Source organism: Neisseria sp. P0021.S007, assembly GCF_051956855.1.
Window position 1 is genome coordinate 80,123 of sequence record NZ_JBQCXA010000005.1, and the last position, 18,362, is coordinate 98,484.

Annotated in this window: 20 protein-coding genes and 1 other RNA gene; 8 read left to right on the top strand and 13 right to left on the bottom strand. The window is 50.7% G+C overall.

Translation table 11 applies throughout. The features are described 5' to 3' along the window. Positions 1–74 precede the first annotated feature (74 nt). Complete coding sequence (locus tag ACTHUR_RS07760) at positions 75–431, top strand: hypothetical protein (RefSeq protein WP_004520896.1); 357 nt, start codon at positions 75–77, stop codon at positions 429–431. Positions 432–558: 127 nt separating this feature from the next. On the opposite strand, the gene dnaE is transcribed toward ACTHUR_RS07760, so the two are convergent. Beyond that, complete coding sequence (gene dnaE / locus ACTHUR_RS07765; protein WP_070695159.1) at positions 559–3,993, bottom strand: DNA polymerase III subunit alpha; 3,435 nt, start codon at positions 3,991–3,993, stop codon at positions 559–561. A 165-nt stretch (positions 3,994–4,158) separates the two neighbouring features. On the opposite strand from dnaE, the gene ACTHUR_RS07770 reads away from it, so the two are divergent. Both ACTHUR_RS07770 and ACTHUR_RS07775 read left to right on the top strand, forming a co-directional pair. Beyond that, positions 4,159–4,392, top strand: coding sequence for an RNA-binding S4 domain-containing protein (locus tag ACTHUR_RS07770; protein WP_002221492.1), 234 nt, complete (start codon positions 4,159–4,161; stop codon positions 4,390–4,392). Next, positions 4,370–4,588: a hypothetical protein gene (locus tag ACTHUR_RS07775; RefSeq protein WP_049328316.1), complete on the top strand. Its 219-nt coding sequence runs from the start codon at positions 4,370–4,372 to the stop codon at positions 4,586–4,588. The genes ACTHUR_RS07770 and ACTHUR_RS07775 overlap by 23 nt, the downstream gene beginning before the upstream one ends. Positions 4,589–4,692: 104 nt before the next feature. Here ACTHUR_RS07775 and ACTHUR_RS07780 read toward each other — a convergent pair whose 3' ends face one another. Continuing rightward, positions 4,693–5,154 (bottom strand): PepSY domain-containing protein, encoded by a 462-nt coding sequence (locus tag ACTHUR_RS07780; RefSeq protein ID WP_224783388.1) that lies wholly within the window; start codon positions 5,152–5,154, stop codon positions 4,693–4,695. Positions 5,155–5,498: 344 nt separating this feature from the next. Beyond that, positions 5,499–6,140, bottom strand: a complete 642-nt coding sequence (gene yihA / locus ACTHUR_RS07785; RefSeq protein ID WP_036492739.1) for a ribosome biogenesis GTP-binding protein YihA/YsxC — start codon at positions 6,138–6,140, stop codon at positions 5,499–5,501. 215 nt (positions 6,141–6,355) lie between these two features. On the opposite strand from yihA, the gene ACTHUR_RS07790 reads away from it, so the two are divergent. The 5 genes from ACTHUR_RS07790 to rarD all read left to right on the top strand — a co-directional run bounded on the left by ACTHUR_RS07790 (position 6,356) and on the right by rarD (position 12,629). Continuing rightward, positions 6,356–6,979: a c-type cytochrome gene (locus tag ACTHUR_RS07790; protein ID WP_003684518.1), complete on the top strand. Its 624-nt coding sequence runs from the start codon at positions 6,356–6,358 to the stop codon at positions 6,977–6,979. A 268-nt stretch (positions 6,980–7,247) separates the two neighbouring features. Then, positions 7,248–9,200, top strand: a complete 1,953-nt coding sequence (locus ACTHUR_RS07795) for a cytochrome c biogenesis protein ResB (protein WP_049344298.1) — start codon at positions 7,248–7,250, stop codon at positions 9,198–9,200. Then, the gene (gene ccsB / locus ACTHUR_RS07800) at positions 9,193–10,380 is read left to right on the top strand and encodes a c-type cytochrome biogenesis protein CcsB (RefSeq protein ID WP_004520889.1); all 1,188 of its coding nucleotides are present in this window, start codon (positions 9,193–9,195) and stop codon (positions 10,378–10,380) included. The genes ACTHUR_RS07795 and ccsB overlap by 8 nt, the downstream gene beginning before the upstream one ends. A gap of 99 nt (positions 10,381–10,479) precedes the next feature. Beyond that, positions 10,480–11,550, top strand: a complete 1,071-nt coding sequence (gene tsaD, locus ACTHUR_RS07805) for a tRNA (adenosine(37)-N6)-threonylcarbamoyltransferase complex transferase subunit TsaD (protein ID WP_004520888.1) — start codon at positions 10,480–10,482, stop codon at positions 11,548–11,550. A gap of 176 nt (positions 11,551–11,726) precedes the next feature. After that, complete coding sequence (gene rarD / locus ACTHUR_RS07810; RefSeq protein WP_039862520.1) at positions 11,727–12,629, top strand: EamA family transporter RarD; 903 nt, start codon at positions 11,727–11,729, stop codon at positions 12,627–12,629. Positions 12,630–12,722: 93 nt separating this feature from the next. On the opposite strand, the gene murU is transcribed toward rarD, so the two are convergent. The 10 genes from murU to ACTHUR_RS07860 form a co-directional block, all read right to left on the bottom strand. Next, on the bottom strand, positions 12,723–13,418 hold the full coding sequence (gene murU, locus ACTHUR_RS07815) for an N-acetylmuramate alpha-1-phosphate uridylyltransferase MurU (RefSeq protein WP_004520885.1): 696 nt from the start codon (positions 13,416–13,418) through the stop codon (positions 12,723–12,725). Positions 13,419–13,505: 87 nt separating this feature from the next. Continuing rightward, positions 13,506–14,006 (bottom strand): 4-hydroxyphenylacetate 3-monooxygenase, reductase component, encoded by a 501-nt coding sequence (gene hpaC, locus ACTHUR_RS07820; RefSeq protein ID WP_049336944.1) that lies wholly within the window; start codon positions 14,004–14,006, stop codon positions 13,506–13,508. A gap of 10 nt (positions 14,007–14,016) precedes the next feature. Next, positions 14,017–14,454, bottom strand: a complete 438-nt coding sequence (gene hpaR / locus ACTHUR_RS07825; RefSeq protein ID WP_004520883.1) for a homoprotocatechuate degradation operon regulator HpaR — start codon at positions 14,452–14,454, stop codon at positions 14,017–14,019. Positions 14,455–14,793: 339 nt separating this feature from the next. Next, a complete protein-coding gene (locus ACTHUR_RS07830) occupies positions 14,794–15,300 on the bottom strand; it encodes a protein disulfide oxidoreductase (RefSeq protein ID WP_049336945.1) in 507 nt (168 codons plus the stop codon). A gap of 88 nt (positions 15,301–15,388) precedes the next feature. After that, entirely contained in the window at positions 15,389–15,781 is a 393-nt protein-coding gene (gene rpsI / locus ACTHUR_RS07835; protein WP_003681515.1) for a 30S ribosomal protein S9, read from the bottom strand. 12 nt (positions 15,782–15,793) lie between these two features. After that, positions 15,794–16,225 (bottom strand): 50S ribosomal protein L13, encoded by a 432-nt coding sequence (gene rplM, locus ACTHUR_RS07840; protein ID WP_003684605.1) that lies wholly within the window; start codon positions 16,223–16,225, stop codon positions 15,794–15,796. Positions 16,226–16,404: 179 nt separating this feature from the next. Next, positions 16,405–16,585: non-coding RNA, 6S RNA (gene ssrS / locus ACTHUR_RS07845), on the bottom strand. An 8-nt stretch (positions 16,586–16,593) separates the two neighbouring features. After that, positions 16,594–16,896: a cell division protein ZapA gene (locus ACTHUR_RS07850; protein ID WP_003681511.1), complete on the bottom strand. Its 303-nt coding sequence runs from the start codon at positions 16,894–16,896 to the stop codon at positions 16,594–16,596. Between the two features lie 11 nt (positions 16,897–16,907). Next, the gene (locus tag ACTHUR_RS07855) at positions 16,908–17,231 is read right to left on the bottom strand and encodes a hypothetical protein (protein WP_039862529.1); all 324 of its coding nucleotides are present in this window, start codon (positions 17,229–17,231) and stop codon (positions 16,908–16,910) included. Between the two features lie 74 nt (positions 17,232–17,305). After that, on the bottom strand, positions 17,306–18,295 hold the full coding sequence (locus ACTHUR_RS07860) for an NAD(P)H-dependent glycerol-3-phosphate dehydrogenase (protein WP_004520880.1): 990 nt from the start codon (positions 18,293–18,295) through the stop codon (positions 17,306–17,308). Positions 18,296–18,362 lie beyond the last annotated feature (67 nt).

The following is an 18,362-nucleotide window of genomic DNA, read 5'->3' on the forward strand; positions in this document are numbered from 1 at the left end:
TGTAGGGAAAGGGGGGGTATTTTCACCCCCTTTTCATATATATTGTCGTACCCTACACTAAAACAGCCATTATTATGTTTGACATCATATTTGTATTGGTATTCGGCAGGCTCCAAGCCTCCGGAACACTGAATTTTCCCGATAGGCTTTATCCCATCTGGAAATGGGCGCTAGGCGCAGGCATGCTTTATGCCACGATAGGGACAATGCTGGGATACGCTTTCTCCGGTTCCTTCTCCCTAGTCAGCTTTTTGCTGATTATTGCCTTGTCATCAACCTGGTTCTCTCTGTATTTCAAACTGTTGCGGCTTACCGCCTCAAAAACTGTACTGAACCAATGTATTTACTGGGTGCTGGGTATTGTTTCGGCATTGTCGTTCCCCTTTATTGTGGGCTACTTTTCCCTATTGGCCAAAGGCTTTGTACAATAAACTTTTCAGATAATCTCCCTATACAATAAGGTCGTCTGAAAGCCTGAATCTTTATCTGATTTATGTTTTTAAAGCGCTTTTTAAATTAAAGGCCGTCTGAACGTATAGTTTCAGATGGCCTTTAGTTTTACCAATTCACGCGGACGGCCCTGCTGCCGAGCAATGTTTCCAGTTCGTCAAACAAGGCGGTGCTTGGCGTTACCATCCATTTTGGCGCAATTTTCAATTTGCCTGATGCTTTGCCGTTGCTGTACGACAGTTGCAGCGGAATGTGCGACGTGTCGGGCAGGCGGTGGGCGGTGAGGATGGCGGCGAGGCGTGCGATATCGTGGCCGGGGGCGAGGACGAGGCTGAGGCTGCGGGCGTAGCGTTCGCGCGCCATTTGCAGGGTCATGACTTGGTTTGCCATAATGCGCAGACCGTCGCCGCCGCCGTAGTCGTTGCGGCTGACTTTGGATTCGATAATCAGCACTTGGTCGGATTTGAGGTAGTCGGCGCAGTTTTCCAGCGTGTGGCCGCTGACCATGATTTCCACCAGACCGCTCAAATCTTCAAGGCTGACGAAGGCGATTTTGCCGCGTTTGCCCATCATGGTGCGCACAGCGGTAACGAATCCGGCGAGGCGTACGCTGTCTTGCGGTTTCAGACGGCCCAATTTGGTCGGGGCGATTTGGCGGACTTCTTGGGCATACGGGCCGAACGGGTGGCCGGACAGGTAAAAGCCGATGACGGTTTTTTCTTCGGCGAGTTTTTCCGATTCGCTCCACATGGGCGCGTCGATGAGCTGCACCGGTTCAATGGCGTCTTCCATCATGTCGAAAAGTCCGCCCTGATTGACGTTGGCGGCTTTTTGGTCGGCGTTGCTCATGGCAAGGTCGATGTTCGCCAAGAGCATGGCGCGGTTGGGCTCGATGCTGTCGAACGCGCCGCCGCGTATTAGGGCTTCGAGGGTGCGGCGGTTCATGTGTTCTTTGCCGACGCGCTCGCAGAAGTCCAAGAGGCCGGTAAACTTGCCGCCACTTTGCCGCGCGGCGATGATGGATTCGACGGCGGCTTCGCCCGTGCCTTTAATCGCGCCGAGTGCGTAGCGGATTTTCATGTTCGGATACGGCGTGAAGCGGTAGTCGGATTCGTTGATGTCGGGCGGCAGGAACTCGATGCCGTTGGCGCGGCAGTCGTCGTAGAAATGCTTGAGCTGGTCGGTGTTGTCCAATTCAGACGACATGGTTGCCGCCATAAATTCGGCAGGATAATGGGCTTTGAGCCATGCGGTCTGATAGGAAATCAGGGCGTAGGCTGCGGCGTGGGATTTGTTGAAACCGTAGCCGGCGAATTTTTCCATGTAGTTGAAGATTTCGTCGGATTTTTCGCGCGAAATGCCTTGTTTTGCCGCGCCTTCGGCGAAAATTTCGCGGTGTTTCACCATTTCTTCGGGCTTTTTCTTACCCATGGCGCGGCGCAACAAGTCTGCGCCGCCGAGCGAGTAGCCGCCGATAATCTGCGCCGCCTGCATTACTTGTTCCTGATACACCATAATGCCGTAGGTCGGCGCGAGGATGCCTTCGAGCAGCGGGTGGATGTATTGGAATTCCTGTCCCTTCATGCGCGCGACGAAGTCGGGGATGTTGTCCATCGGGCCTGGGCGGTAGAGCGACACGAAGGCGATGAGTTCTTCAAACTTGGTCGTGTGCGCCGTTTTCAGCATTTTTTTCATGCCGGTCGACTCGAACTGGAAGACGGCGGTGGTGTTCGCATCGCGGAAGATTTGGTAGGCAGCTTGGTCGTCAAGCGGAATCTTGCCGACATCGACAATATCGCCGGTGGTGTTTTTGATGTTGTTCTGCGCCATTTCGATAATGGTCAGGTTGCGCAGACCCAAAAAGTCGAACTTCACCAAACCCACGTCTTCCACGTCGCCCTTGTCGTACATGGATACGGGCGAGGCGGATTCGTCCGCCTGATACACGGGGCTGTAATCGGAAATCTTGCCCGGCGCAATCAACACGCCGCCCGCGTGCATACCCAAACCGCGCGTCAGGTCTTCCAGCTTTTTCGCCAGCGTAATCAGTTCGTCCGCTTCTTCCGCTTCAATCAATTCCTGAATCTGCGGCTCGGCCTCCATGGCTTTTTCCAAACTCAGGGGTTTGTTGGCTTCCAACGGAATCAGTTTGGACAGTTTGTCGCACAGCATAAACGGCAGTTCCAGCACGCGTCCGACGTCGCGAATCACCGCTTTGGACGACATCGTGCCGAAGGTAACAATCTGGCTTACCGCATCCGCGCCGTATTTTTCGCGCACATATTCAATCACGCGGCCACGGTTTGCCTGACAGAAGTCGACGTCAAAGTCAGGCATGGAGACGCGTTCAGGGTTCAAGAAACGCTCGAACAGCAGCGCGTATTTCAGCGGGTCAAGGTCGGTAATCTTCAGCGAATACGCCACCAGCGAGCCAGCGCCCGAACCGCGTCCCGGCCCTACCGGACAGCCGTGCGTTTTCGCCCAGTTGATAAAGTCTTGTACGATAAGGAAATAGCCGGGGAATTTCATCTGGATGATGATGTTCAACTCAAAATCCAGCCGTTCCTGATATTCCGGCATTTTTGCCGCACGCTCTGCCTCGTCGGGATAAAGCTGAACCATACGTTCATGCAAGCCCTCGTTGGACAGCTTCACCAAATAATCGTCCAGCGACAGGCCGTCCGGAGTAGGGAAGAGCGGCAGGAAGTTTTTGCCCAATGTGATGTGTAGATTACAGCGTTTGGCAATTTCCACCGTGTTTTCCAAGGCCTCGGGTAAATCGGCGAAACGTTCGGCCATGGTTTCCGGCGGAATGAAAAACTGGCTTGGCGTGAAATCGCGCGGACGTTTCTTGTCCGTCAGCACCCAGCCGCCCGCGATGCACACCCGCGCCTCGTGCGCGTTGAAATCGTCGCGGCTCATAAACTGCGTCGGATGCGTCGCTACCACCGGCAAACCCAGTTCCTCCGTCAGCTTCACGCTGCCGGAAACACAAGCCTCCCATTCAGGGCGTTCGGGCAGGCGTTGCAGCTCTAAATAAAACGCATCGGGAAACCACGCCGCGTATTTCAACGCCGCCGCACGCGCCGCGTCTTCATTGCCGTTTAAGAGATTCACGCCCACTTCGCCGTAATGCGCGCCGCTCAAACAAATCAAGCCGCTGTTGTCGCCGTTTTCCAGCCATTCGGGATTGAGTTCCGCATGATGGATATTGCGGTCTTTGCCGACATAGGCCTCCGTCAAAAGCTCGCTCAAGCGCAGATAACCCGCATCGTTGCGGATAATCAGCATGGCGCGAAACGGCTTGTCAGGCGCATTCGGATTACCTATCCACACATCCGCCGCGCCGATGGGCTTAATCCCTGCGCCGCGGCAGGCTTTATAGAATTTCACCAAACCGAATTCGTTCATCAAATCGCTGATGCCCAAAGCAGGCAAACCGTATTCCTGCGCTTTGGCAATCAGTTTTTTAATCCGCACCATACCGTCAGTAATCGAGAATTCGGTATGCAGGCGCAGGGGGATATAGGTCGGCTCGGTCATGGCAAAATCGGCGTGAACAATAAAAGGCGTATTGTAGCAGGGTTGGCAGCGAAAGGCCGTCTGAAAACCAAATGTAATGAGGTTGGATAAAGCAAATAAAACAGAAGGGGGCTTTCTTTCAGACGGCCATGTTAAAATATCGCCATTATTGAAAAGGATTAAATGATGGAAGCAACAGTCTATCTTGAAGACAACGAATACATCGCGTTGTGCGACTTATTGAAACTGGCCGGCCTTGCCGAAAGCGGCGGACAGGCAAAAGCATTTATCGCCGAAGGGCTGGTGTTGCGCAACGGCGAAACCGAAACCCGTAAAACTGCCAAAATACGCGGCGGCGAAGTGATTGAGTTTGACGGTGCGCGCTTGGAAATCGCCGATGGATACGACCCTGAAGAATAAAGCCGAAGCCATCTTGGGCGAGTCGCTTTTAGACGAACCTGTCCGCCCCGAGTCATGGGAATGTTGCGGCAGCGAGTGCGGCGATGCCTGTATCCAGACAATGTATTGGGCGGAAAAAGCCAGATATGATGCGCAACAGCGGAAATTGAAAGAAGCGGGTTGGACTGATGGCGAAGATGAGGCAAAGGCCGTCTGAAAACGATTGGGCTTGATAGGAGCTGTGTTTCAAACAATGCTGCATTAAAGCCAATGTTGTCTGAAAGTTTCAGACGGCATTGGCTTTTTTAAAGTTTAAATAAATTAAGATTTTGTTACCTCGGAAGCGGTTGCATTTTCAGGTGTGCCAGGTGCAGCATCGGCAGGAGCCTGATAATCTGTATTTTGCGATGAAGAGGGCTCAGCATTGTCATGTTTATGATGCTTATCATACTTATCAAAGTGTCGTTTGTCTTGATCGTTATCTTGCGCTACCGCCAATACTTTGCCGCTTTGAGCATCAACCAGAGCCTCATATTCGACCCCGTCTTTTAAAATTTCCACCTTATAACGGCCACCCAAATGCTGTTTGTATTTATAATCAACATCTTTGGCCACGCCGCCAACTTGCGCCACTGCCGTTGCTGCCGCTTGCTGACCGGAAACCTGCGCAAACATGCCTTCTTTAAAAGCCACGGCACCCGCAGCACCGGCAACGCCCAAACTTGAAGCAATAATACCGGCAATGATGAGTTTTTTTGAAATAAAAGCATTAATGCGTTTCATGATTTTCTTTCCTACTGTGTTGTTGAACGATGAATGCATTCTATGCCTCAACAATTAGCTGAATATGAGCAAAATGCTAAGATGTGTAATTGGTTGCAATACTAAAATTAACACTTTAATAATGATGGAGAACGAAGCCGCTCTTTCAGACGGTCTTGCTGATATGTTGTGATGGCATATTTGGCGGAGATTGTGGTTTGCGTGTGAAAACAAAAAAGCGTGATGAAAAAAAGGCATGTGTGAGACATGCCCCCGAATTAAATGGTAAACGCGATGGTGAGAAAACAAATGATGGAATAAGATTTGCGGTTGGTCAACTCATCTTATTCCGCCTTGTTTTACAATCATTCAGGCGATGTTTCGCCTGCAAGATTCTCGATTTCTTCGCGATGCGCGTCAAACCATGAGCCGACCACTTGATTGACTTCGTCCATGCCTTGTTTTTTCAGGCTGGAGAACAGTTGAACGCTGATTTTTTGACGGTCGGTGTAGGGTTTGAGTGATTTTTTTACCGCCGCCAAAGTTTTAATCTGGTCGTTTTTAGACAGCTTGTCTGCTTTTGACAGCAGGATATGCACAGGGCGGCCGGTGATGTGGAAGAAGTCCAGCATTTGAATGTCTAAAGCCTTGAGCGGATGGCGCGAGTCCATAATCAAAATCAGGCCGATCAGTTGGCGGCGTTGTTGCAGGTAGTCGCCCAAGAGTTTGACCCAGTGCGCACGAATAGCCTCCGGTACTTGCGCGTAGCCGTAGCCGGGCAAATCGACCATGAAATTGCCGTTTTCCAGTTCAAAGAAATTGATGTGTTGGGTGCGGCCCGGTGTTTTGGAAACGTAGGCAAGGCGCACATGATTGGTTAAAGTATTGATGGCGCTGGATTTTCCGGCATTGCTTCGGCCGACAAAGGCAATCTCGGCCGGCGTGTCGGGCAGGTCTTTCAGATGGTTGACCGTTGTAAAGAATTTAGCATTTTGAAAAAGGTTCATCAGTATTTCCTTGCATGGAAACAAAACTGCAACATCATAATTTGTATCGGGCATTTATGTTGCAGCAGTTTGGTAATTTGAGTAGTAATTTAATGTAAACTTGGTATAGAATAGCACGTTTATAGAATTATCGGTTTTAATCGGGAAAATTCCCCGGTATTTGAGTATAAAAAAGGCATTGACGCGGTACGCAATGCTGTAATCAGGAGCACTCCATGAAACGATTGACTTTATTGGCCTTGGTATTGGCTGCCGGTGCGGTTTCCGCTGCCCCTAAAGCAGATGCTGAAAAAGGCAAACAGGTAGCGACTACTATCTGTGCGGCGTGTCACGCAGCCGATGGTAACAGCGGTATCGCAACTTATCCTAAACTGGCAGGTCAGGCTGCGGCCTACACCTACGGTCAAACCATGGCCATCAAAGACGGTACCCGTACCCACGGTGCTGCCGGCGTGATGAAACCGATGGTGATGAACTTGTCCGAACAAGACATCCGCGACGCTGCCGCCTACTACGCCAAACAACAAGGCAAACCGGGCGAAGCCAATCCTAAAGAAAACCCAGAGCTGGGCGCGAAAATCTATCGCGGCGGCCTGAGCGCTAAAAAACTGCCGGCATGTATGTCTTGCCACGGCCCTAGCGGCGCAGGTATCCCGGGCGGCGGTACTGAAATCCAAGCCTATCCTCGTTTGGGCGGCCAACACAAAGCTTACGTTGTCGAGCAAATGAAAGCTTACCAATCCGGCCAACGTAAAAACGCTATCATGGCCGATATTGCCAACCGCCTGAGCGAAGAAGAGTTGAACGCAGTAGCCAACTTCATTCAAGGTTTGCACTAAATTTCGTTCTGAAACGAGTTTATTGATACAGGCCGTCTGAAAACCCTTCAGACGGCCTTAGCCAATATAAACCGATAAGCCTGATTGGTTTTTTCAAATAGCGACGGCAAGATTTTTACTGCAATATGCAATATTCTTCCTTTCGCATCACACGTCATAGCAGTCCGTTCTACCGATCGGGTTGCCCCAAGCCGACATTTGAGATATGAGTAAATCTTCATCATCCGTCCCACTTATCCGTAGACCATGGTTTGCCTTTTTCAGCTCCATGCGTTTTGCCGTTGCCCTGCTCAGCCTGTTGGGCGTGGCTTCGATTATCGGTACGGTCTTGCAGCAAAACCAGCCGCAAGTCGATTATTTGGTGAAATTCGGCCCGTTTTGGTCGCAGATTTTCGGCTTTTTGGGCCTGTACGACGTGTATGCCTCGGCGTGGTTCGTTGTCATCATGATGTTTTTGGTGATTTCCACCGGATTGTGCCTGATTCGCAATGTTCCGCCGTTTTTGCGCGAGATTCGTTCGTTCCGTGAAAACGCGAAGGAAAAATCGCTGGCGGCAATGCGCCATTCCATCGTTTTAGACGGACAGGTGACGCCCGAAGTCGCACAACGGTATTTGGAAGTACAAGGTTATGGCTGCAAAACCGTTACGCGTGAAGACGGTTCGGTTTTGGTGGCGGCGAAAAAAGGCGCGATGAACAAATGGGGCTATATCTTTGCCCATGCCGCGCTGATTGTGATTTGTTTGGGCGGTTTGATAGACAGCAATATTCTGCTGAAAATCGGTATGCTCACCGGCCGGGTCGTGCCGGACAATACGGCGGTTTACGCCAAAGACTTTAAGCCCGAAAGCGTGTTGGGTACGTCCAATTTGTCGTTTAGGGGCAATGTCAATATTTCGGAAGGTCAGAGCGCGGACGTGGTATTTCTGAATGCGGATAACGGCATGCTCGTGCAAGACTTGCCGTTTTCCGTCAAATTGAAGAAATTCCATATTGATTTTTACGATACCGGTATGCCGCGCGATTTCGCCAGCGACTTGGAAGTCACGGACAAGGCAACCGGCAAAGTCAGCGAACACACCATCCGCGTCAACTATCCTTTGACGCTGCACGGTATTACGGTTTATCAGGCAAGTTTTGCCGACGGCGGCTCAGACTTGACGTTTAAAGCGTGGAATCTGGCTGATGCCGACCGTACTCCGGTCAAACTCAAAGCAACTTCAATGCGCGAGTTTCCGCTGGATTTGGGCAAGGCTTCTTATAAATTGGAATTCGACCAGTTTACTTCGATGAACGTCGAAGACATGAGCGAGCCGTCTGAAAAAGAGCAAAACCTGAAATCCGCCATCAATGATGTTCGTTCTGTCCGTCAGGAAGGCAAAAAATACACCAATATTGGCCCATCTATCGTTTACCGCATCCGCGACAAAGCAGGGCAGGCGGTCGAATATAAAAACTATATGTTGCCGGTAAAACAAGATGAAGACTATTTCTTCATTACCGGCACGCGCAGCGGCTTGGCGCAGCAATACCGCTGGTTGCGCATTCCAATGGATAAAAACGGTAAAATCGATACCTTTATGGCTTTGCGCCAATATTTGAAAGACGATGCGGCACGCCGTAAAACCGTTGCCAACGCCGTCAAAGGCGCACCCGCCGAAATCCGCGAGCAATTCATGGCGGCGGCGGAAAATACTTTGTCGATTTTTGCCAAAGGCGGCTATTTGGCTTTGGACGAATTTGTTACCACCAACATTCCCAAAGATCAGCAGGAAAAAATGCAGGGCTATTTCTATGAGATGCTCTATGGCGTGATGAATGCCGCTTTGGAAGACACGATCAGTACATACAACCTGCCGGCTTGGCCGCAAGATGAAAAACGCAACCGCTTCCTGCTGCATGCAATGGATGCGTACACCGGTTTAACCGAGTATCCTGCGCCGATGTTGCTGCAATTGGACGGCTATTCCGAAGTGCGCTCTTCCGGATTGCAGATGACCCGTTCTCCGGGGGAATTCTTGGTGTATTTGGGTTCGGTATTGCTGGTGTTGGGCACGGTGTTTATGTTCTATATCCGTGAAAAACGTGCTTGGCTGCTGTTTTCAGACGGCCGTATCCGTTTTGCCATGTCTTCCAGCCGCAACGAACGCGACTTGCAGAAAGAATTTCCGCAACACACACGGCAATTGCAGCAGCTTGCCAAGGATTTGAACCATGAATAACAAACATCAGGCCTTGCCCGAGCATGAGCTTCTGACACACAAATCATTTATCCGAAACCTCAACCTCTTCGACTGGGCATTCGCACTGCTGATTGCCATCAGTGCGTTTATTGCCCAAACCCAAGCCGGTCTGCACATGGACATCTACGAAATGGTGATTTTGTGGGCGAGTGCCGGTATTGCCGTTTTTCTGGGTTGGTTTTTCAAACCGATGCGCTGGTTTATCCCTTTGGGCGTGTGCTTGGCGTATTTGGCCGTTGATTTGTATGGCGGTGACATCAAACACGCAGACGGTTTCCTGCTCAAATATCTGTTAAGCAGCCAGTCGGCGATTATGTGGCAATGCGCGTTTGTGTTCTTTGCCTTGTTTGCCTATATCGTCGGCGCGATAGCGGCGGTGCGCAAAAATGTGTCGTCCAATACGCTTTTGGGCATGGGTACCGTGTTTGCGTGGGTTTCCGCGATGGCGGGCTTTGTCGGTTTGCTGGTACGCTGGCATGAAAGCTATCTGCTGCGTCCCGATGCCGGCCATATTCCGGTTTCCAACCTTTACGAAGTATTTATCTTGTTCTTGGTCATTACGGCACTGATGTACCTCTATTACGAAGGCCGTTTTGCCGTACAAAAACTGGGTGGCTTTGTCTTCAGCTTTATGGCAATTGTGGTCGGATTTGTCTTATGGTACAGCGTTTCACGCGAGGCTCATGCCATTCAGCCGCTGATTCCGGCTTTGCAGTCTTGGTGGATGAAAATCCACGTTCCGGCCAACTTTATCGGCTACGGCGCATTCTGTATCGCTGCCATGCTGGGTATTGCCGAACTGCTGGCGCTCAGAAAAGAAGATGCGGGCAAAAAATCATGGCTGCCGCACTCGCAAGTCATTGAAGAAGTTATGTACAAAGCGATTGCTGTCGGTTTCTTATTCTTCACGATTGCCACCATTCTCGGCGCATTGTGGGCAGCCTCTGCGTGGGGTCGCTATTGGAGCTGGGACCCGAAAGAAACTTGGGCATTCATCGTTTGGCTGAATTACGCTGTTTGGTTGCATTTGCGGCTGGTGGCAGGCTGGCGCGGCAGGGTGTTGGCTTGGTGGGCAGTCATCGGCCTGGTCATTACCGCCTTTGCCTTTATCGGCGTGAATATGTTCTTGAGCGGCCTGCATTCTTACGGCACTTTGTAAACCGCTTATTCCGCACTTTATTTCAGACGGCCTTTTTCCGTTTTCGGAGAAAACGCCGTCTGAATCGTTTTTAATCATTTTTTCAGACGGCCTCAAACCATGTTGGTATTAGGAATTGAATCATCTTGCGACGAAACCGGCGTTGCGCTCTACGATACCGAGCGCGGCCTGTTGGCGCATCATTTGCACACACAAATGGCGATGCACGCCGAATACGGCGGCGTTGTCCCCGAATTGGCCAGTCGCGACCATATCCGCCGTGTCGTGCCGTTGACGCAAGGTTGCTTGAAGGAAGCAGGCGTAGGCTATGCCGACATCGACGCGGTTGCCTTTACGCAAGGTCCGGGCTTGGGCGGCGCATTGCTGGCCGGTTCAGGCTTCGCCAACGCCTTGGCATTTGCCATCGGTAAGCCCGTTATCCCTGTCCACCATCTTGAAGGCCATTTGCTCTCGCCTTTGTTGGCAGACGACAAGCCTGAATTTCCATTTGTCGCTTTGCTGGTGTCGGGCGGGCATACACAATTTATGGCTGTACGCGGTATCGGCGATTACACCTTGCTGGGTGAAAGCGTGGATGATGCGGCAGGCGAGGCGTTCGACAAAACGGCCAAGCTTTTAGGTTTGCCTTATCCCGGCGGTGCCAAATTATCCGAGCTGGCCAAACTCGGCACGCCTGATGCCTTCACATTCCCACGTCCTATGCTCCATTCGCACGATTTGCAGATGAGCTTTTCCGGTTTGAAAACAGCCGTTTTGACCGCTGTCGAAAAAGTCCGCGCCGAAACCGGCAACGATGAAATTCCCGAGCAGACACGTAACGACATTTGCCGCGCTTTCCAAGATGCGGTGGTTGACGTGTTGGCGGCCAAAGCCAAAAAAGCGTTGTTGGATACCGGCTTCAGAACTTTGGTGGTTGCCGGCGGTGTGGGTGCAAACTGGAAGCTGCGTGATGAATTTTCGCGCTTAACCGTCAAAATGCCATCTGAAAAAGGCAAACCAAAGCCGCAGGAAGAAAAAATCAATGTTTATTTCCCGCCGATGGCATATTGTACCGACAACGGAGCAATGATTGCCTTTGCCGGCGCGATGCGTCTTGCCGAGCGTCAGGCTGTCGGCGCATTCAATGTCAAGCCGCGCTGGCCGCTGTCGGATATTGTGAAGCAGGGTTGATGCATTAGACTGCTTTGATGCAATGAAAGGCCGTCTGAAAACCTGAAAACATGGTTTTCAGACGGCCTTTAATGAAACGGATGTTTACGGTAAAACTTCATTCAAAAAGATGAGTAATTTTTTCATCCGTTTTTTCTACAATATTAACTTTGATTGATTGCAAAAGGCCGTCTGAAATGACGAATTTATCCAAAGGTTTGCTGGCTGCGATAGCGTCCAATTTGTTGTTTTCCATGCTGTTTCTGTACGGTATGTGGATGAGGCCGATGACGGGGACGGAGGTGTTTGCCTGGCGCATGGTCGCCATGCTGTCGGCTTTGTGCGTGCTGATGACGATGGTCAGCGGTTGGCTGGCGGCAATGCGTTTTGCTTATGGAGTCGGCCGGGATTGGAAACGGTGGCTGCTGATTGTATTGCCGACGCCGATATTTGCCAGCCAGTTGTGGCTGTTTGTCTGGGGGCCGGTCAATGGGGAAGGAGTAAACATTGCCATGGGTTATTTCCTGTTTCCTTTGGTGATGATGCTGGGTGGACGGATTTGGTTTAAAGAGCGTTTGAACCGGTTGCAGAGGGTGGCGGTAATCTTGGCGTGTGCAGGCGTGGCATGTGAATTGGTGCGGTCGGGCGCGTTTTCGTGGACGACTGTATGGGTGTTCGGTACTTATCCGTTTTATTATCTGCTGCGCCGCAAGCTGGGCGTGCCTTCCTTAATCGGGCTGACCTTTGATTTATTGATGATTACGCCGTTTGCGTTGGCGTATATTTTGCTGGCAACGGATACGCCGGCGATGATTGCGGCCAAACCGGTTTTAATCTTTTTTATTGTGTTGCTGGGTTTTAATAGTGCAATATCCATGCAGTTGAATTTGAAGGCGAATCAGTTGCTGCCGGTGGCAGTGTTCGGCATGTTGAGCTATTTGGAGCCTGTATTGCTTTTTATTGTGTCGATTGTATGGCTGGGCGAGCCGGTGCAAAAAGGCGCATTGATCGGCTATGGCCTGATTTGGTCGGGATTGTGCGTGATGATTGTTAATGGCTTGTTAGGAATGAATAAAGAAAAGAAATTGGCTAAAGCTTGATGATAGATTGAGGCCGTCTGAAAAATGGGTTGACCAATATTTTCAGACGGCCTTTGATATTGAAAGGGATGTATCGGATACGTTCCTTTTGTTTTACCAGCATTGGGCGATACGGTCAGCTTCTTGCAGGCGTTCGACTGTACCGACGTCCAGCCAAAGGCCGTTATGGTGTTCGCCGCTGATTTGGCTTTGGCTCATAGCTTGACGCAACAGAGGGGCAAGCTTGGCAGCCTGGTGCGCCGGGGTATCTTTGAAAAGCGCGGGATGATAAACGCCCACGCCGCTGAAAGTCAGGGCCTGGCCGTCTGAGGATGATGCGGATACCAGGCCGTCTGAAAGCAGGCCGAAGTCGCCTTCGGGATGATGGGGTGGATTGTCCACCAGCCACAAATGGGCGAGAAGGTTGTGTTCCTGCATGCGCTGGGCAGCCAGTCGTGCAGCTTGGAAATCAATGTCGGTCAACACGTCGCCATTGACGACCAAAAACGGCTCGTTGCCCAAAAGCGGCAGGGCGGTGGCAATGCCTCCGGCAGTTTCCAGGCCTCCGGCGCGCTCGGGAGAATAGGCAATGTGTACGCCGTAGGCTGAACCGTCTTTCAAGGTGTCTTCGATTTGCTGGCCAAGCCAGGCATGGTTGATGACGATTTCAGTAAAGCCGGCCTTCCGCAGGCGGCGTAAGTGCCAGCCGATAAGCGGCGTGCCTGCTACTTCGAGTAAGGGTTTGGGCGTGTGGTCGGTCAGGGGGCGCATGCGTTCGCCGCGACCGGCGGCCAGTATCATTGCTTTCATGGGTGTGCCTATAATGTGTGAAACAGAAAAGGTCTCAGGCCGTCTGAAAAAATGAAACCGATGTTTCAGACGGCATGAGACCTTTATTTATGCCAAAGATTTGAATTGCCTACGGAAATACAGCAATGCCGGCGCTTGCGTATCGGTATTGCGGATTTCATTGATCTGAACGAAAAAGACGTAATGCGTGCCGATTTCGCGTTGATCGACAATGCTGCCGTGCAGGTGCGCCAGCGCGCCTTCGACTTCTAGCTGTCCGGTTTGTCCTCTATGCCAAATATGGTATTCAAAGCGTTCTTCGGGCGAGAGGTCGGTCAATCCGGCAAAGTGTTCAGCAACATCCTGTTGGCCGTCGTTGAGTGTGTTGATACACAAATCACGGTTGCCTTGCAGGATGGGAATGATGGCGGATTGGCGGTTGATGCACAGCATGACCGTCGGCGGCTCGTCGGTAACGGCAGTTACGGCAGTCATAGTAATGCCATAGCGCCCTGCTTCACCGTCTGTCGTGATAACGTGTACACCGGCGGCACAGGAGGCCATGGCATCTCGGAAAGATCTCTTGAGTGTGTGTGTTGAATCTGTCATCCGGCTCGCTTTATTTTAATGCCTGTTCGATTTTTGCCAGCTCTGCCAAGAGTTCTTTGAGTTGTGCCATTTTTTCTTTGGTGAGGACTTTTTCAATTGCGTCATAGCGCTCGTCAACCAATGCGCCGGTGGATTCATAGAGTTTCTCGCCTTCGGGCGTCAGTTTCAGATAAACGCGGCGTTGGTCGTTGGAAGGCTTCAAGCGCACGGCCAAACCTGCTTTTTCCAAGCGGGTCAGAATGCCGGTCAGGCTGGGACGGAGGATGCAGGCCTGATTGGCCAAATCTTGAAAGTCGAGTGTGCCGTTTTCCGCTAAGAGCCGGATGATACGCCATTGCTGGTCAGTAATATTGGCTTGGTTCAGAATAGGGCGGAATTGGGTCATCAATGCTTCCCGTGCCTGAATCAGACCGATATTGATAGATGCATGTTTAGATTGGTTGGGCATTACTAAGTCTCCGGTGTTATCAAAAATCAAACCGTTGAAGCGTGAGGTAGATTGATAAAGGCGAATATTGCTGTTTTAAGGCTGCCGTCGGCAGCCGGGTCATGGGAACAAAAGCATCACTGCCACAATATTAGATGAAGATCTCTAACAGTTTGTTTTGATAATAATGTTTCCAATTGTTCTTATGGTTATATCTTAGTCTATTTTCTTTATAATCTCAACAAAATCATATGTTATCGGGAAAGAGATAGTTTATTTATTTATGAAGTGGAATAGGATAAAAATATTCGGCGAAGATGATTCTTTGGATTTTCTATTTTTGGTGGATTTTCAATGAATTTAGCCGAAGATGTCTGCTAAGTAAATTCTGATTTTTAAGCCGATGTAGCTAGAAAGCCCGGATGTGTGATGAATCATTTTGCCATCTTTTAATATGATAATGGTCGGTGTGACGGCTATATTCCATTTTTGAGCCATCAGGCCGTCTGAATCATTGAAATTTGGAAAGGATAGGTTGTTTTCTTGCATATGGTGGGCAATGTCCGTGTCGCTTCCGGAGCGCAAGGCTACGCCCAATGTTGGGATATTGTCTTGGTGCAGTTTTTCTATGGTTGATGATGTGTATGAACAAATACGACACCAGCTACCCCAAAAATAAACGACGGCAACCCGATTTTGGCTGAAGGATTGAAGGGAAGTGGTTTGCCCATCGGTTAAAGTAATGGTTTGTGCCGCTGATTGTAAGGGCTGGTTAGGCTTGCGTACCCAGTCGACAATCAAGGAGAGCAAAATGAAAATAATCACGGCCTGAAGCAATGATTTGGCGTAGTGGAGCAGGGTTTTCATCATATATTGCGGAGGATATTGGATTATTGTTTTATAAATGAAAAAAGCCTTGCAGAGCAAGGCTTTTTGATTCGATTCTGAAAACGTATTAACGTTTGGAGAATTGTTTTGCGCGACGTGCTTTGCGCAAACCAGGTTTTTTACGTTCAACTTCACGAGCATCGCGAGTAACGAAGCCTGCTTGAGACAGGGCTGGTTTCAGGGCTGCGTCGAAGTCGATCAGGGCGCGGGTAATGCCGTGACGGATGGCGCCGGATTGACCGGTTTCGCCGCCACCGGTTACGTTAACTTTGATGTCGAAAGATTCGGCATTTTCAGTCAGAACCAGAGGTTGACGTACAACCATGCGGCTGGTTTCACGTGCGAAGAATTCGTCAACGGGACGGCCGTTTACGATGATTTGGCCGGTACCTTTAGTCAAGAATACACGAGCCACTGAACTTTTGCGGCGGCCTGTGCCGTAGTAGTATTTACCGTTCATGTCGTGTCCTTATTATTTCAGTTCCAAAACTTTAGGTTGTTGTGCAGCGTGGCCGTGTTCGGCGCCAGCGTACACTTTCAGTTTTTTGATCATGGCGTAGCCCAGAGGACCTTTAGGCAACATGCCTTTTACGGCTTGTTCCAAAGCGCGGCCTGGGAATTGCTCTTGCATTTCGCGGAAAGTACGCTCGTAGATGCCACCTGGGAAACCAGAGTGACGGAAGTATTTTTTGTCTTCGAATTTAGCACCGGTCACGCGCAGTTTGTCTGCGTTGATGACGATGATGTAGTCGCCAGTATCAACGTGAGGGGTGTATTCGGGTTTGTGTTTGCCGCGCAGACGGTGTGCGACTTCGGCTGCGACACGACCCAGAACTTTGTCTTCTGCGTCAATGACGAACCATTCGCGCTTCACCTCGTGGGGTTTTGCAGAGAAGGTTTTCATGGTTGGAATCCAGATATATATAGAAAGTTATGGATTTTAAAGAGGAGATTGGTTTTTGTCAATCTTAATTGAGTGTGTTTGATGCATGAATATGCGGTTTTTTCAGACGGCCGGAAATCTTTACGAAAGTCTTTACTTGGAAAGGGAAAAGCCACACCTGTCGGTATGGCTTTTTTTAGGGAATCCCCACGAGTGCCGTTTAGGCTGAATCCGCTTGAACCTTGCTGACAAGGCGGTCACCTCGGGTAGTTTCGGGTGCGTCCAATAAACGGACGCTCGCGCCCACTACAGCTCCCGGCAACCTAAAGCGAACGTATTGGTTCAAAGGAATATATGCCTTCGCGAACACCGCAGGGAAAAGGGGGAAATCAGTTTTGCTCCAAGCGCGCCAGTGCTTTTTGGCACGCGTTGTTCATGTCGGTTATTTTACGCTCAAATTCACCGATTGCCAAATCGTCGTTGAGGGTGGTTTTCAAGAGGTCGTGCACGACGTTGAGGGCTGCCATGACGACGATTTTGTCTGTGCCGACGATGCGGCCGCTTTCTTTAATCGCATCGCTTTTCTTGTTGAGCATTTCAACGGCTTGCAGAAGGGTGGCTTTTTCTTCACTCGGTGTGTTGATGGTGAAGTTGACATTCATGATGTCGAGATTGACTTGTTCGATACTCACGGGGCATCCTTTTATTGTTGTGTTTCTTGGGGCAATCGGGTAATGAGGCTGCGGATTTGGTCTGCGCTTTGGGCCAGCGCGTTGCGGTAGTTTTCTTTTTCGGCAGTCAGGTTGTCAATTTTGCTTTGCAGGTCCTCTTTGAGTTTGCCGACTTGAACCAGCAAGGCTTCGCTGAGTTCGTCAATGGCCGCGTCGTGTTGGCGTTTTTGTTGCTCTTGCTCGAGTTTGAGTCTGTCGATTTCTTCGTTGAGACGGCGGTTTTCTGAAACCAGCGTTTCAAATTTTTGGACAAGTTGGTAAACGTTGATTTCCAGATTGTTCAGTGATTGGTTCATGTGTTTCCCTTCAGACGGCCTGATGGCCGCCATATTGTGCGTCAGGCCGTCTGAATGGCAGACGGCGCGACCGTTTATTCGAAGCGCGCGCTTCGTTCCATCAGTCGTTCAACGACTTGCTGCGGGGTCATTTCTTTGCGGATGAGTTGCAGCAGGGTTTGAGTGATGGGCATATCGATTTGGTATTTGGCGGCGGTGTTGAAGACTTCTTCAATGGTGCTGACGCCTTCGGAAACGTGGCCGATTTCGACAAGCACTTGATGCAACTCTTTACCCTCTGCGAGGCCTAGGCCGACGCGGCGGTTGCGCGAGAGTGCGCCGGTACAGGTCAGGATAAGGTCGCCGATGCCTGCTAAGCCCATCATGGTTTTGGGTTGTGCGCCCATGGCGATGGCAAGGCGGGTGATTTCGGCAAGGCCGCGTGTTACTAAGGCTGCGCGTGCATTGAGGCCGTATTCGAGGCCGTCTGAAAGGCCGGTGGCAATTGCCATGACGTTTTTAACGGCACCGCCCACTGCGACACCGATGACGTCGGTGCTGCCGTACAGGCGCATTACGTTGGTGTTCAGTTGGGCAGTAGTTTCTTCCACCCAGTCTTTGTTTTCGGAAGCAAACACGACGGCGCAAGGCAGTTGGGCTGCAAGTTCTTGGGCAAAGCTCGGACCTGAGAGAACGCCGATTTTTTTATTGTTAGGTAGGACTTCTTTCAGTACTTGGAAAGTCAAAAGGCCGGTATCTTGTTCAAAACCTTTGCAGGCGGCGAGAACGGGAATATCGGCGGCGTTATGCTGTTTGAGCAGCTCGGCGCTGCTTCTGAGGCCGGCTACGGAGGTAACGATCAGGGCAAGTTGGCTGTCTTTCAGCGCTTCGCCCAAATCGGCGTGAACGGTCAGGGACTCAGGGAAAGGGAAGCCGGGCAGGCCGCGTTTGTTTTCGCGATCTGCTTGCAGGGTGCGGATTTGGTCGGGATTGCGTGTCCAAAGGGCAACTTCATTGTTGTGGTGCGCAAAGTGCAACGCGAGAGCTGTACCCCACGAACCTGCGCCGATGACGGTAATTTTCATGTTTCTCTTCCATATGGGAACGGGGCTTACTTTAAAACAAACGGCTTTGGGGTGCAAGGGCGGCGTT